The organism is Pseudoalteromonas sp. BZB3 (assembly GCF_040104455.1).
Lineage (GTDB): Bacteria > Pseudomonadota > Gammaproteobacteria > Enterobacterales > Alteromonadaceae > Pseudoalteromonas.
In genome coordinates this window covers 423,229-437,720 of sequence record NZ_JBECOS010000008.1, presented here as the reverse complement: position 1 = coordinate 437,720, position 14,492 = coordinate 423,229, and the positions used below count along the sequence as shown (strand labels likewise).

Below are 14,492 nucleotides of genomic sequence, written 5' to 3'. Positions count from 1 at the left end.
AAGCCGCAAGAGTGAGTTCTTAAAAAGGTCATGGTTTGGTTAAAAAACTGTCACTTTTTTCGCAAATAATGAAGTTACTTAATGATCACTCAAGTGAATTTCACTGGTGTTTGTTGCCTAAAGCAAACATGACAAATGCAGTTAAATTGTCATAAAAGATGTAGGGAAATCATCATGGATATACAAAAAACTGCCATTGTAACTGGCGCCTTTGGTGGCATTGGTACAGCCATCGTTCAATCTCTTGTAGAAAACCAATTCTTCGTTATCGCCGTTGCAAGCCAACGTCGCACCCAAGCTGACTTTGATCAATGGCTCAATGAAGCAAACATCAATCCAAAACATGTCCAAGCAGCGTTTTTAGATGTGACAGATACGCAAGCTTGTAAACTTGCCCTAGACGACCTCATCGAAGAGCATCAACACATTGATGTATTGGTTAATAACGCAGGTATCACTCGAGATACCACGTTCAAGAAAATGTCAATTGAACAATGGCGAGAAGTCATTGATACCAACTTGAACTCTCTTTTCAACATGACCCAACCTTTGTTTGCGCATATGTGTGCGCAAAAGCAAGGTCGTATCATCAATATCTCAAGTGTAAACGGCCAAAAAGGACAATTTGGACAAGCAAACTATGCCGCAGCAAAAGCGGGCATAATCGGCTTTTCTAAATCTCTTGCTTATGAAGGTGCGCGCGCTGGTGTCACAGTGAATGTAGTTGCTCCGGGTTATACAGAAACCCCAATGGTTGCAGCAATGAAACCTGAGGTACTAGATAACATTCGCGGCCAAGTACCTATGCAACGTTTAGCGACCCCAGAAGAAGTCGCCAAAGCAGTGCGCTTTTTAGCATCTGACGATGCAGCTTATATCACTGGTGAAACACTCGCTTTAAACGGTGGTTTATACATGAATTAAGTTAGTTGAGTAAGCAGTTAACACTCAACCCATTTTTTGAACAATTTCAACGACTCAAAAGGAAAACGTTATGTACACTGATTTACTAAACACGCTAACTGAACAAAACCAAAAGTTTTTCGGCCCAGCAATCAAGTTCAACCAACTTGTTGCAAAGAACATTGAACAGCTAGCAAGCATTCAAATTGATGCAGTACAAAACATTTCAAATGCTTCTGTATCGCAATTAAAAGCAGCGACTGAAGTACAAGATGTTAAATCTGCAATCGATTTTAACTTAAGCCAAGTGTCAGCAATGACGCAACTAAGCCAGCAAATGATCGAAGACGGTCAAAAGCTAACAAAACTAGGTCAAGAGTTCAAAGACAACCTAGAAGCTTTAACTAAAGAGCAAATGCAAACAGCTCAAGCTTAAGACTTATTTAGGTAGCGGTATTTCTGCCGCTACCTGCTCTTCTTGCCTTCATGCTGCGACACCCAAGCAGCGTCTAGTTGTGTCATTAGGACAATCATGATGAAGATGGATAACGACGCCTTAAATGCTACGATGCAATCTTGGTGGCAACAAAACCAAGAAATTTTTAACTCCTTTACCCAAAGCCTGAGCCAACAAAGCCCTGTTCAACAAGCTTTAAACGAACAAAACAGCAAAGACTTTACCACCTGGTTGCAAGCCCTAAGCCAGCAGCCAGAGACCTTAATAAAGAATCAAACGAACTGGTGGCAACAGCAATTGCAGATAATGCAAAACGCGATGCAAACCGGTGACGAAAAAGTTGCGCCTGTTATCAGTGAAGAGCGTGGCGACCGCCGTTTTAAAGACGAACAATGGCAACAAAACCCATGGTTTAACTACATCAAGCAAAGCTATTTATTATTTGGTGAATCACTGCTACAAAATATTCGTGATACTCAAGGGTTAGACGAAAAACAAAAAGAACGCCTTGAGTTTTTTGCCAGACAAACCATTAACTCGCTTGCGCCCAGTAATTTTATCAGCACTAACCCAGAATTACTGAAACTCACCCTAGAGTCAAAAGGTGAAAACCTGGTGAAAGGTTTTGAGCTGCTTAAAAAAGACTTAGACAAAAGCCAAGACATGCTGCGTATTAGCATGACTGAAGAGCAAGCTTATAAACTCGGGGAAGACCTAGCCACTACCCCTGGTCGTGTGGTCTATCAAAACCATTTATTTGAATTAATCCAATACAGTGCAACCACAGAGCAAGTGCTCGAGACGCCTTTATTAATCATTCCACCTTATGTGAACAAGTACTATATCTTAGATCTGCAACAGCAAAACTCGATGGTGAAATGGGCTGTAGATCAGGGCCATACCGTATTCATGATGTCGTGGAAAAACCCGGATCCAAGTATGGCACACATCAGCTTTGAAGATTATGTGGTTGATGGCGTGATAGCCGCCGTCGATGCCATCGAGAAACATATAGGCACAACCTATGTCAATGCCATGGGCTATTGTATTGGCGGTACTCTGCTGACCACAACATTGGCTTATTTCACAGCGAAACGTATGAAGCAACGCATTAAAAGTGCGACCTTATTAACCACATTACTCGATTTTGCGCAACCTGGAGAGATTGGTGTCTTTATTAATGAGCCAACAATTGCAGCGCTTGAGGCTTATAATACTGAAAATGGTGTCATGCATGGTCACTCACTCGGCACCGCATTCAGTATGCTCAGAGAGAACAGCCTGTACTGGAATTATTATGTGAATAATTACCTCAAAGGCAAAGCGCCTATGAATATGGACCTGCTTTACTGGAATGGTGACAGTACCAACCTTACTGCAGCATGTCATAATTTTATGCTGCGTAACCTCTATCTAGAAAACAAGCTGGTAGAGCCAAAAGCGATCAGTATTCGTGGTACTAAAATTGATTTGAGCAAGGTAAAAACACCAATTTATATGCTCTCTACGCGTGATGATCATATTGCGCTTTGGCAAGCCACATTTAAAGGTGTGCAAAATACCGCAAGCCCTGTGACTTTTGTGCTGGGTGAGAGTGGCCACATTGCCGGTGTAATTAATTCGCCTGAAGCAAATAAGTACGGTTACTTCTATGGCCCTGAGGCCAAGGGTGAAGCTCAAGAATGGTTTGATAAAGCTAAGCATCAAACGGGGTCTTGGTGGCCTCACTGGCACCAGTGGCTTAACAACCTAAATGACATCAAAGTAGACGCCAGAGCAACGCATACTGATGAAAAGCCGGGTATCTATGATGCACCCGGAGAATATGTAAAGGTTACACTTTAATGTAGCAGATAACAAAAAACCCGCCGAAGCGGGTTTTTTTAAAGCTTTAAATCAAAGAATTACTTCTTCTTTTTAACTGCTTTTTTGTTTGGTAGGTCTGTGATTGAACCTTCAAAGATTTCAGCAGCTAGACCGATTGACTCGTTCAGAGTTGGGTGAGCGTGGATAGTAAGCGCTAGGTCTTCACCGTCTGCACCCATTTCTACCGCTAGGCCGATCTCACCAAGCATTTCACCTGCGTTGATACCAACCATTGCACCACCGATAACGCGACCTGAGTCTTTATCGAAGATAAGCTTAGTTGAACCTTCAGTACGTGCTGAAGCGATTGCACGGCCAGATGCAGCCCACGGGAATACCGCAGTTTCAATGTTAAGGCCTTGCTCTTTTGCTTCTTTCTCAGTTACACCAACCCAAGCGATTTCTGGATCTGTGTATGCGATTGAAGGAATACACTTAGGATCGAAGTAATGCTTCTGACCAGAGATAACTTCTGCAGCAACGTGTGCTTCGTGAACCGCTTTGTGTGCAAGCATTGGTTGACCAACGATGTCACCAATCGCGAAGATGTGGTTTACGTTTGTCTTCATTTGCTTATCAGTGTTGATGAAGCCACGCTCGTCAACAGCTACACCCGCTTTTTCAGCGTCAAGTAGTTTACCGTTAGGCGTACGACCTACAGCAACAAGTACTTTGTCGTAACGTACTGGCTCAGCCGGAGCGTTCTTGCCTTCAAATGATACGTATAGACCGTCTTCTTTCGCTTCAACAGCCACTACTTTTGTAGAAAGCATTACGTTGAACTTGTTCTTAACGTACTTTTGGTAAATCTTGATGATGTCTTTATCCGCTGCTGGTACTAGTTGATCAGCAAATTCAACAACGTCGATTTGTGAACCTAGCGCACGGTAAACAGTACCCATCTCAAGACCGATGATACCACCACCTAATACAAGTAGCTTCTCAGGTACGTCTTTAAGCTCAAGTGCACCTGTTGAATCAATTACACGCTCATCTTGTGGGATGAAAGGTAAGTTTACAGGCTGAGAACCTGCAGCAATGATTGCATTGTCGAAAGTAACAGTTGTAGTACCGTTTTCACCTTCAACAGCGATGGTGTTAGCACCTGTGAATTTGCCGTAACCGTTAACCACGTTAACTTTACGCATCTTCGCCATGCCGTCTAGGCCACCAGTTAATTGACCGATCACTGATTCTTTCCAAGAACGGATTTTATCTAGGTCGATTTGTGGAGCACCGAAAGTAACACCGTGAGATGCCATTTCGCTCGCGTCGTCGATTACTTTAGCAACGTGAAGTAATGCTTTTGAAGGGATACAACCTACGTTCAAGCAAACACCACCTAGAGTGTTACGTGATTCAATAAGTGTAACGTCTAAACCTAAATCAGCAGCACGGAAAGCTGCAGAGTAACCACCAGGACCACCGCCTAGTATAACAACTTGAGTTTTGATCTCGTTGCTCATGTTTTAACCTTAATATTTTGCGAACGGGTTATGCCAAATTGGCGTTGCCCTACTCGTTATACTCACTGCCATGTCATCCATTTGTCAGGAGGAACAAGGGGCAGACTAAAAAAGTGTGCGTCGATTGTATCAGAGGATACAAACAAAATCCCACTGAAAATCAGTGGGATTTTTGAGTTTTACATTACCAGCTGACGAATGTCGCTTAGGTAAGCTGCAAGTGTTGCAGTAAAGCGTGCTGCTAACGCACCGTCAATTACACGGTGGTCGTATGAACAGCTTAGCGGTACCATTAGGCGCGGCTCAAACTCTTTACCATTCCACTTCGGCTTCATGTCTGACTTTGACACACCTAAGATGGCAACTTCTGGTGCATTTACGATTGGTGTAAACGCAGTACCACCGATGCCACCTAGGCTAGAAATTGTGAAACAACCGCCCTGCATATCAGATGCAGTTAGTTTACCTTCACGTGCTTTCTTAGAAATTTCCATCAACTCGCGAGATAACTCAATGATGCCTTTTTTGTTCACATCACGAACAACAGGAACAACTAGACCATTTGGTGTATCAACTGCGATACCAATGTTTACATACTTCTTAAGAATTAAGCTTTCGCCATCTTCAGATAGTGATGAGTTAAACGTTGGGAACTCTTCAAGTGCTTTAGCCGCGGCTTTCATTACGAATACTAGTGGAGTGATCTTCACGCCCATTTTCTTCTTCTCAGCCATTACATTCTGTTCTTTACGGAATGCTTCTAGCGTGGTGATGTCAGCTTCGTCAAATTGCGTAACGTGTGGGATCTGTACCCAGTTACGATGAAGGTTTGCACCAGAAAGCTTTTGAATACGAGAAAGTTTCTTCTCTTCAACTTCACCAAACTTGCTAAAGTCTACTTTTGGCCAAGGAATTAGGTTTAGCTCGCCACCACCCGTGTTGCCACCTTTAGATAACTGACCTGATTCAACTTGCTTCACTAACTCTTTCACGTAGTTTTGTACGTCTTCTTTAAGTACACGGTTCTTGCGACCCGTGCCCTTCACACGTGCTAGGTTTACACCAAACTCACGCGCTAGACGACGAACTACAGGTGATGCATGTGCGTATTGGTCGTTCGCTACAAATTCATCTTTTTGTGCTGAAGCTGCAGGTGCCGCTGCTGGCGCTGGTTTTGCCGCAGGTGCTGCCGGAGCCGCTTTTGCAGGTGCTGTCGCAGCAGGCGCAGCTACAGGTGCGGAGCCTTGCGTTTCAAAAACAAACACAAGAGAGCCAGTCGACACTTTACCGCCAACTTCAACCTTCACTTCTTTAACAGTACCTGCAAATGGTGCTGGTACTTCCATAGAAGCCTTGTCGCCTTCTACGTTTAAGATTGATTGGTCAACTTCAACTACATCGCCTACCGCAACCATGACTTCAGTTACTTCAACTTCGTCACCGCCGATGTCTGGTACGTGAACTTCTTTAAGTTCTGCCGCCGCTGCTGGAGCAGGCGCTGCCGCAGGAGCCGCTTCAACAGCTACAGGCGCAGATGCACCAGTTTCAAATACGAATACTAACGAGCCCGTTGATACTTTGCCGCCAACTTCAACTTTGATTTCTTTAACTGTACCGCCAAATGGTGCTGGTACTTCCATAGAAGCCTTGTCGCCTTCTACGTTTAAGATTGATTGGTCAGCTTCAACCACGTCGCCTACGGCAACCATGATCTCAGTTACTTCAACCTCATCACCACCGATGTCAGGTACGTGAACTTCTTTTAATTCAGATGCCGCTGCTGGAGCAGGCGCAGCCGCAGGGGCTGCAGGTGCTTCAGGCTCGGCTGCTGCAGGTGCTTCACCCGCAGCATCAAAAATCATAATTAAAGAGCCAGTTGCAACAGTATCGCCTTCAGCTACTTTAATTTCTTTCACTGTACCCGCTTGCGCAGCTGGCACTTCCATTGAAGCTTTATCACCTTCAACAGTGATAAGAGATTGATCAACTTCAACTGTGTCACCTACGTTAACTAGGATCTCAGTTACTTCAACCTCATCTGCACCAATGTCTGGAACATGAATTTCGATTGCCATTCTATCTGCCTCTTATGCGTATAGTGGGTTAGTTTTCGTTGTGTCGATATCAAATTTCTTGATAGCGTCAGCAACAACTGATGCGTCAACTTTACCTTGCTTAACAAGCTCTGTAAGTGCAGCAACTACTACGTAACCTGCATTTACTTCGAAGTGACGACGTAAGTTTTCACGGCTGTCTGAACGACCGTAACCGTCAGTACCAAGTACTTTGAAAGAAGCGCTTGGCATATAAGCACGTACTTGCTCTGCATAGTTCTTCATGTAGTCAGTTGCAGCAATTGCTGGAGACTCACCTAGTACAGACGTAATGTAAGGTACTTTTTGATCTGCTGCTGGGTTAAGCATGTTGAAACGCTCAACATCTTGACCGTCACGAGCAAGCTCATTGAATGACGTTACAGAGAATACATCTGAACCGATACCATATTCTTCGCTTAGGATCTGACCTGCTTTACGTACTTCGTTTAAGATAGTACCTGAGCCCATTAGCTGAACGTGTGCTTTGTCACCAGTATTGTCTTCAAGCTTATAGATACCCTTACGAATACCTTCTTCCGCACCTTCTGGCATTGCAGGTTGTGCGTAGTTCTCATTCATTAGTGTTAGGTAGTAGAACACGTTTTCTTGCTCTGGACCGTACATGCGACGAATACCGTCTTGTAGGATTACCGCGACTTCAAATACGAATGTTGGGTCGTAAGAAATACAGTTAGGAATAGTACCCGCTTGAATGTGCGAGTGACCGTCTTCGTGCTGTAGGCCTTCACCGTTAAGCGTTGTACGACCAGCGGTTGCACCTAGTAAGAAACCACGCGCTTGTTGGTCACCTGCCATCCACGCCATATCGCCAACACGTTGGAAACCGAACATAGAGTAGTAGATGTAGAATGGGATCATCGGTAGATCATTTGTCGAGTATGACGTTGCAGCAGCAACCCATGAAGACATTGCACCTAACTCATTGATACCTTCTTGAAGTACCTGACCTGAAGTTGCTTCTTTGTAGTAAGAAACGATGTCACGGTCTTGAGGTGTGTAGTTCTGGCCATGCGGGTTATAAATACCGATCTGACGGAATAGACCTTCCATACCAAAGGTACGCGCTTCATCAGCAATAATAGGTACGATGTTTTTACCTACGCCTTTATCTTTTAGTAAGATATTCAGAGCACGTACATAGCCCATAGTTGTAGAGATATCACGCTTTTGTGCTTCTAGTAGCGGCTTGAACTGCTCTAGCGTTGGAATTTCTAGTGCTTGTGTGAAATTAGGTAAACGCTGCGGTGTATAACCGTGAAGCGCTTTACGACGTGAGTGAAGGTACTCATATTCAGCTGAACCTTCTTCAAGCTTCAGGTATGGTAGATCTTTGATTTGCTCATCAGATACCAAGTCTTCAAGACCAAGACGTGAACGAAGATGTTCAACGTGCGTCATGTCCATTTTCTTAACTTGGTGCGCAATGTTTTTACCTTCAGCTGCTTCACCCATACCGTAACCTTTAACCGTTTTAGCTAGGATTACAGTTGGACGACCTTTTGTCTCTTGCGCTGCTTTATAAGCTGCGAAAAGCTTAGATGTATCGTGACCACCACGCTTAAGCGCAAAGATCTCGTCATCAGTCATGTCTGCAACAAGTGCCGCTGTTTCTGGGTAACGACCGAAGAAATGCTCACGAACATATGCGCCATCTTTCGCTTTATATGTTTGGTAGTCACCGTCGATTGTCTCGTTCATAAGCTGTAATAGCTTACCAGTTGTGTCTTTAGCAAGAAGCGCATCCCAACCTGCACCCCAAACAACTTTAATAACGTTCCAGCCAGCACCTTTAAATAGACCTTCAAGCTCTTGAATGATCTTACCGTTACCCATTACTGGGCCGTCTAGACGCTGAAGGTTACAGTTAATTAGGTAACATAGGTTATCTAGTTTCTCACGCGCAGCGAAAGAAATTGCACCACGTGATTCTGGCTCATCCATCTCACCGTCACCTAAGAACGCATATACGCGCTGCTCGTTCGTCTCTTTCAAACCACGACCTTCTAAGTACTTAAGGAAACGTGCTTGGTAGATTGATGCAATTGGACCTAGACCCATAGATACAGTTGGGAACTGCCAGAATTCAGGCATCAACTTAGGGTGTGGGTATGAAGAGATACCTTTGCCGTCTACTTCTTGACGGAAGTTATCAAGTTGCTCTTCAGTTAAACGACCTTCTAAGAAAGCACGTGCGTAGATACCTGGTGAAATGTGACCTTGGTAATAAACTAAATCACCACCGTCTTTTTCGTTTGGTGCACGGAAGAAGTGGTTGAAACACATCTCATAGAATGCAGCCGAAGACTGGTAAGACGCCATGTGGCCGCCTAGCTCTAAGTCTTTCTTAGACGCACGTAAAACGATCATGATCGCATTCCAACGAACGATTGAACGAATACGACGTTCAATTGTTGTGTCACCTGGGTATGCAGGTTCTTGATCTGCTGGAATAGTATTTACATAGTTTGTAGTAATACCTGTTGGCATATCAACGCCATCAAGACGAGCTTGCTCTAATACTTGCTCTAATAGAAACTGAGCGCGTTCAACGCCCTCTTCTTTTACTACAGACTCAAGCGCTTGTAACCACTCTTGGGTTTCTAACGCGTCTACGTCAATTTTATTGACTTCAGACATATGGAGTGTTCCTTATGTTTAAAATACGAATTTAATTACTTCTGGTTAATCTTAACGAGCTCGATTGTTACTGGTACGTCTTAAACTACGTGCGATCCGCGAACGTTCTTTGTCCGCTTCAAGTAATGCTTCTTCAATAAAGGCCAAGTGCGCGTTACTAGCTAATCGTGCTTGCTCCGGATTGCCTTCTATAACAGCATCCATCAACAATTTACGGTGCTCAGCAAGCTGTTCACTAACGTCATTCTTTTGCACCAAAACTTGTAAGTTTTGTAATACGTTTTGCTCGAGTAAAGACTGCATACCTTTAACAAGGTGTAGTAGCACCACGTTATGAGACGCTTCAGCCACTGCAAAATGAAATGCATTAATTGCTTGTGCTTTTTGCTCTAGGTCCCCGTGCACATCGGCGATATTGTCAAAACTTTGCTGAACTTTCTCAAAGTCTGTGTCAGTACCGCGAAGCGCTGCATAATATGCCGCGATCCCTTCTAGTGCATGACGAAACTCCAGCAAATCAAATTGTGATTCTGGATGCTTACTGATCAAGTCAAACAGCGGATCAGTGAGCCCCTGTTCTAATTGATTCTTTACATACGTTCCGCCGCCTTGACGACGTGTCACGAGTCCTTTTGCCTCAAGCTTCTGAATTGCTTCTCGAAGAGAAGGTCTTGAAACCTCAAACTGCTTCGCAAGCTCCCTTTCTGGAGGCAACTTTTCACCTGGCATTAAAGAACCCTCGAGGATCATATTCTCAAGTTGCTCTAAAATAACATCGGATAATTTTGCTGCTTTTATCTTTAAAGACATTGATCAAACGCCGAATTTAAGCATGTTGAAAAGACCATCTAACATCATATTGTTAGGTAATCTTAACCAAAAGGTAAATTGGTAATACCAAATTTGCGCATTACACTATCAAAAACCCGTGATACTGTCAAAATTCTGCACGGTTTAACCACAGCTTTTCTACAACCAAAGTCTAAACTTTATACAAATTTAGGAAAAACCACAGTACAAATTAAAGTGGTCAGACCATTAAAGGTTGCTTTTAATGTTCCAGTACTTGGACAATCTAAAATTTGAGGGAGTAGGGGGATACATTCACAAGTTAAAAAATGTAACTAATCGATATTTTGGTTTTTTAGGGAAGAAATGAGATGTACAAATCCTATATATTATTCAATTGTCTGCCAGTAACAACTCTATTAGTTCTCATTTTTAGCTAAATTGCTTGCTCACTTACTTTTCTTGAAGTAACTGCCACTTATTCAATAGGGTTGTGTATTCTCCTGTCAGCTTAATTTTTTCCAGCCCTTGCTTAAGCTTCCGAGCTACCTCTTGATCGAGCTGCTTATTGGCAACAAAATGCAACTCGTTAGGGAAGCCTTTTAAACTTAGTTTTTCTTCTATCTGATCAGGGTCAAGTCCTATGCTTCTTAGCTCCTTATCAAGCGACAAGGTATTTGTTAACACAAGATCTGTTCTTCCTTTATAAAGCATATGGAGTAGGCTCTCAGGATCTGGCGCAAGCACTAAATCATGATCAGTAGAAAACCCCGACTTTTCTAGATAGTAATGACTAAAATATCCTCGTACTGTACTGACCCTTAACCCACGAGCACTCTTTAAATCAAATAATGGAAACGATTTTTTTTTAAGTCCAATTAGATAAGCATCTGCGAAATAAACACTGCCTAGAAAATTGAATTCATTGCTACGTTGTGGCGTTTTTAATAATGAGATCATCAAAGTATTTTTATCTGACTTAAACTCTTTGAACGCGCGAGCCTGTGGCATTATTTCAACACGCCCTTGGCATTGACACTCACTCAATACTTTATCGACTAACTCAACTAAAAACCCTTTTGGCTGCTTTTTGTCGTCATTGAAATGCAAGGGGTAGAGATCTTCAGCGACAAAGCGCAAGGTTTCTGAAGACCACACACTATTGGAAAATGTAGCTAATAACATACAAAAAATTGCTGAACAAAAACGGGCCATAGTGCTTTATACCTCCTAACATGCTAGCTCACAATGCCAAAACTGTATCAGATTTACTAGCCTCATAGCAGAGTAATAAGCCTTAGAGCGGCTTTATTAAACTCCTTTAGGCGATTTCTGATTACGATGAAATCTTTTACACCACTTACTTAGCGCCATAATGTTTAGTCTTCAAAAGCTCGCCCCAATGAAGATTAAACAATCATTTTATAGAGCTAAATAGTGCAGTCTTATCAATAGCACTTAATCGTTTGTACAAACGATTTTTATAATCTTTTACTCTGAGCCAAAGCTTGTCCCTGGCTTATTTACCACCTAACATAAATAAGCCTATTTCGGCTTTATTTAGAAGGAAACTGATCATGAAATTGAATAAAAAGAAGTTAAAGAACTTATCGAATGCAAAAACCATTGATAAAGTTGCGACTCCTAACATTGCAGGCGGGTTTGGTTTTTCAACGCCACAAGGTATTTGCCATATGAGTTATTTCCCTACCTGTGAAAATGTGGACGCATGTCGAAGGTAACCTCTTCATAGACACAAAAAAAGGAAGTAGCAGCGACTTCCTTTTTTCGAACAATTAATCACTGGCAAACTGATTACTTGGGTAGTGCAATAAAATATAACAACTGCAATAGTGAGCCATGACAAATAGCTGCATCGGCGTTTTCAATCACTTTTGGTTTGCCATGAATAGCCACCCCTGTTCCCGCTTCCACCATCATCACCAAATCATTAGCACCATCACCAATGGCAATGGTTTGTTGTTTCGCTAATCCAAGCTGAGTGCGCGTCTTTGCTAAAATATCAGCCTTTTTCTGAGCATCGACCACATCACCTAATACTTTACCCGTTAAACGCGCACCTTTTATTTCCAGCTCATTGGCATAAAAAGCATCTAGCGACAGTGGTGCTTGCAGTGCTTCTGCAAACCAAGTGAAGCCACCCGATGCGAGTATTAACTGCCAGTTATGGGCTTTTAATGTATGACAAAGATCTTGAATGCCCTCCATCAGCGGTAGGTTATCTTTTAACTGTTGGATCAAAGACAATTCAATACCTTCAAGTTTCGCCACGCGCTGATGCAAACTTTCGCTAAAACCCAATTGCCCAGCCATTGCCATGGCAGTCACGCTAGCAACCTCGTCATAAACGTCGGCTAAACGTGCTATTTCATCAATACACTCAATTTCTATCGCCGTAGAGTCCATATCCATGATGAGTAAACCCGGCTGGCTCAAACTGGCTGGCTTTGATAAATAGGCACCTTCAAAACCATGCTCGACAGCAAAACTGCGCAGCTGTTTTTTATATTCTTTCGAGTCATCAAACTGTGCTTTAACGTTAAACGCTAACGCTGGTGCTAATTGCGCTGCAGGCTGATATAGGCTTACTGCATTGATATTCGTCTTACCAATAAACTCAATGGCATATTGCAAAAAATGTGTGTTCGCTTGAGCACCAAAAAACACGATAAAATCTTCACCCAATGGCAATGATTCAGACGCTTGCTCGACTAAGTGATCATTTTCAATCTGATAACATTTTGCTAAGGTGCATAAATCAGTGAGTGAAAGTTGCGGTGTAAGGTTAAAGCGAATACCAGCCATTGTGAGCTCCAAATTTAGTAACAATGCATTTGTAACATCATTCCAAAAGGCTGTCAGCACTCAATATGGATACTATGAAAAATACACAAGCACTTGATTTGATAACGTCTTCAAAAAACCGACGCTTGATCCGTTTAATCATTGCTGCAGCTTGCTTTATCACACTGACTTGGATTGCCTTTAATACCAGTTTTCGCTCTCATCAACTGTTAAATAACCAAGCGCATCAAGCTGCCCGAAGTTTGGCACAGCAAACAGCATGGAACGCCAGCTATTCAATGCAAAGCCAAGAGCTCGATAAGTTAGAAAAACTGACCAAGAATTTGGCCAAAGATCCATACGTGTTAGGCGCTGCTATTTATGACCACCAAGGGCAACTCTTAACTAAAAGTGAAGGATTTCAAGCCGAGCCACTCAATCAAGGCATTGCAAAACAATTACCGGGGATCAGCAAATTAAAAGATGCCATCGTGCTACCCATTACCAATGCGGATGACAAACCCCTTGGCTTTGTAAATATGGTGTACTTAACTCAAGACGCTATGAGTGAAAGCCATCATCACTTTCACGAACTCGGTCGTATGGTGTTGCTGATGTTGATCATTACCTGTGTATTCACTTGGCAATTAGGGCGCGCGTTAAAACGTTGGGAAGTGAAGCGTCAAATATTAAAAAGCGAACAAGACGACGCATAAACTTGTTCGGCAATCTCAGACTCTGACTCACTGCGAATTGCTACTAGGCAATCAAATACTGCTTTAAGGCGTTCAGGTAAGTTTATCTGCCCTTGGTAACCCGCAAGCGGCATAGAAGGCGCGTCAGTCTCAAGCACTAAGCTATCGAGTGGCACTAGTGCCAAAGCTTGTTTGGTTTTGTTGGCACGTTCATAGGTTATCGTGCCCCCCACGCCAAGTTTAAAACCCAGTTTGATATACGCTTGCGCTTGTTGCAGTGAGCCACTAAAAGCATGGATCACCCCACCCCATTTTGGCTGTACTTGCTTAAATGCTTGCATAATCAAATGATGGCTTTGCCTATGATGCACGATTAGCGGCAGCGACAACTCATTCGCAAGTTTTATATGCTTTGCAAAAAGCGTTTGCTGCTTTTCAATATCTGCAATACTCGCATCAATACCACACTCACCAATCGCCACCAGCTGCTCTCGATGTTCAATCGCCAAACTTTTCAGTTGTTCAAAATCACCATCTTGATGCTCAGCCATAAAATACGGATGAAGACCGAAAGCAATATAAACTCCAGGGTTGTGCAGTTTAAAACTCAGTAATGCTCCACTTTGTTTTGATGTGACCCCAGGTACAACAAAACCATGAATACCAAGCTGATTTGCACGGTAAACATGGTTTTGCAAGTCACCTTTAAACTCCTCGAAGTCAAGGTGACAGTGGGTGTCTATGAATTGCATATTGA

12 protein-coding genes are annotated in these 14,492 nt (G+C 42.9%); 5 read left to right on the top strand and 7 right to left on the bottom strand.

What is annotated here, in order from left to right; all coding sequences use genetic code 11:
- Positions 1–174: 174 nt before the first annotated feature.
- The 3 genes from ABMY35_RS07830 to phaC all read left to right on the top strand — a co-directional run bounded on the left by ABMY35_RS07830 (position 175) and on the right by phaC (position 3,205).
- On the top strand, positions 175–924 hold the full coding sequence (locus ABMY35_RS07830) for an SDR family oxidoreductase (protein WP_349285676.1): 750 nt from the start codon (positions 175–177) through the stop codon (positions 922–924).
- A 70-nt stretch (positions 925–994) separates the two neighbouring features.
- On the top strand, positions 995–1,339 hold the full coding sequence (locus ABMY35_RS07825) for a phasin family protein (RefSeq protein WP_138567068.1): 345 nt from the start codon (positions 995–997) through the stop codon (positions 1,337–1,339).
- 96 nt (positions 1,340–1,435) lie between these two features.
- Positions 1,436–3,205, top strand: coding sequence for a class I poly(R)-hydroxyalkanoic acid synthase (phaC, locus tag ABMY35_RS07820; RefSeq protein WP_349285675.1), 1,770 nt, complete (start codon positions 1,436–1,438; stop codon positions 3,203–3,205).
- A gap of 59 nt (positions 3,206–3,264) precedes the next feature.
- Here phaC and lpdA read toward each other — a convergent pair whose 3' ends face one another.
- The 5 genes from lpdA to ABMY35_RS07795 all read right to left on the bottom strand — a co-directional run bounded on the left by lpdA (position 3,265) and on the right by ABMY35_RS07795 (position 11,420).
- The gene (lpdA, locus tag ABMY35_RS07815; protein ID WP_138567070.1) at positions 3,265–4,692 is read right to left on the bottom strand and encodes a dihydrolipoyl dehydrogenase; all 1,428 of its coding nucleotides are present in this window, start codon (positions 4,690–4,692) and stop codon (positions 3,265–3,267) included.
- Positions 4,693–4,871: 179 nt separating this feature from the next.
- Positions 4,872–6,767, bottom strand: coding sequence for a pyruvate dehydrogenase complex dihydrolipoyllysine-residue acetyltransferase (gene aceF / locus ABMY35_RS07810; RefSeq protein ID WP_349285674.1), 1,896 nt, complete (start codon positions 6,765–6,767; stop codon positions 4,872–4,874).
- A 12-nt stretch (positions 6,768–6,779) separates the two neighbouring features.
- Positions 6,780–9,446 carry a pyruvate dehydrogenase (acetyl-transferring), homodimeric type gene (gene aceE, locus ABMY35_RS07805; RefSeq protein ID WP_349285673.1) on the bottom strand — a complete coding sequence of 889 codons (2,667 nt, stop codon included), beginning with the start codon at positions 9,444–9,446 and terminating at the stop codon, positions 6,780–6,782.
- 51 nt (positions 9,447–9,497) lie between these two features.
- A complete protein-coding gene (gene pdhR / locus ABMY35_RS07800; protein ID WP_349285672.1) occupies positions 9,498–10,256 on the bottom strand; it encodes a pyruvate dehydrogenase complex transcriptional repressor PdhR in 759 nt (252 codons plus the stop codon).
- A 432-nt stretch (positions 10,257–10,688) separates the two neighbouring features.
- Positions 10,689–11,420 (bottom strand): transporter substrate-binding domain-containing protein, encoded by a 732-nt coding sequence (locus ABMY35_RS07795; protein WP_349285671.1) that lies wholly within the window; start codon positions 11,418–11,420, stop codon positions 10,689–10,691.
- Positions 11,421–11,812: 392 nt separating this feature from the next.
- On the opposite strand from ABMY35_RS07795, the gene ABMY35_RS07790 reads away from it, so the two are divergent.
- Positions 11,813–11,977, top strand: coding sequence for a hypothetical protein (locus ABMY35_RS07790; protein WP_349285670.1), 165 nt, complete (start codon positions 11,813–11,815; stop codon positions 11,975–11,977).
- A 73-nt stretch (positions 11,978–12,050) separates the two neighbouring features.
- On the opposite strand, the gene serB is transcribed toward ABMY35_RS07790, so the two are convergent.
- Complete coding sequence (gene serB, locus ABMY35_RS07785) at positions 12,051–13,061, bottom strand: phosphoserine phosphatase SerB (protein WP_349285669.1); 1,011 nt, start codon at positions 13,059–13,061, stop codon at positions 12,051–12,053.
- Positions 13,062–13,126: 65 nt separating this feature from the next.
- On the opposite strand from serB, the gene ABMY35_RS07780 reads away from it, so the two are divergent.
- Complete coding sequence (locus tag ABMY35_RS07780; protein ID WP_349285668.1) at positions 13,127–13,756, top strand: AhpA/YtjB family protein; 630 nt, start codon at positions 13,127–13,129, stop codon at positions 13,754–13,756.
- Here ABMY35_RS07780 and ABMY35_RS07775 read toward each other — a convergent pair.
- Positions 13,723–14,487 (bottom strand): TatD family hydrolase, encoded by a 765-nt coding sequence (locus ABMY35_RS07775; RefSeq protein WP_349285667.1) that lies wholly within the window; start codon positions 14,485–14,487, stop codon positions 13,723–13,725. The two genes, ABMY35_RS07780 and ABMY35_RS07775, sit on opposite strands and share 34 nt — an antisense overlap.
- Positions 14,488–14,492: the final 5 nt, after the last annotated feature.

Excerpts from the sequence above, each read along its gene's own strand:
- ABMY35_RS07775 (WP_349285667.1), bottom strand. The coding sequence starts at position 14,487 with ATGCAATTCATAGACACCCACTGTCACCTTGACTTCGAGGAGTTTAAA.
- aceE (WP_349285673.1), bottom strand. The coding sequence starts at position 9,446 with ATGTCTGAAGTCAATAAAATTGACGTAGACGCGTTAGAAACCCAAGAG.
- lpdA (WP_138567070.1), bottom strand. The coding sequence starts at position 4,692 with ATGAGCAACGAGATCAAAACTCAAGTTGTTATACTAGGCGGTGGTCCT.
- ABMY35_RS07780 (WP_349285668.1), top strand. The coding sequence starts at position 13,127 with ATGGATACTATGAAAAATACACAAGCACTTGATTTGATAACGTCTTCA.
- serB (WP_349285669.1), bottom strand. The coding sequence starts at position 13,061 with ATGGCTGGTATTCGCTTTAACCTTACACCGCAACTTTCACTCACTGAT.
- pdhR (WP_349285672.1), bottom strand. The coding sequence starts at position 10,256 with ATGTCTTTAAAGATAAAAGCAGCAAAATTATCCGATGTTATTTTAGAG.
- ABMY35_RS07825 (WP_138567068.1), top strand. The coding sequence starts at position 995 with ATGTACACTGATTTACTAAACACGCTAACTGAACAAAACCAAAAGTTT.
- ABMY35_RS07830 (WP_349285676.1), top strand. The coding sequence starts at position 175 with ATGGATATACAAAAAACTGCCATTGTAACTGGCGCCTTTGGTGGCATT.
- ABMY35_RS07795 (WP_349285671.1), bottom strand. The coding sequence starts at position 11,420 with ATGTTATTAGCTACATTTTCCAATAGTGTGTGGTCTTCAGAAACCTTG.
- ABMY35_RS07790 (WP_349285670.1), top strand. The coding sequence starts at position 11,813 with ATGAAATTGAATAAAAAGAAGTTAAAGAACTTATCGAATGCAAAAACC.
- aceF (WP_349285674.1), bottom strand. The coding sequence starts at position 6,767 with ATGGCAATCGAAATTCATGTTCCAGACATTGGTGCAGATGAGGTTGAA.
- phaC (WP_349285675.1), top strand. The coding sequence starts at position 1,436 with ATGATGAAGATGGATAACGACGCCTTAAATGCTACGATGCAATCTTGG.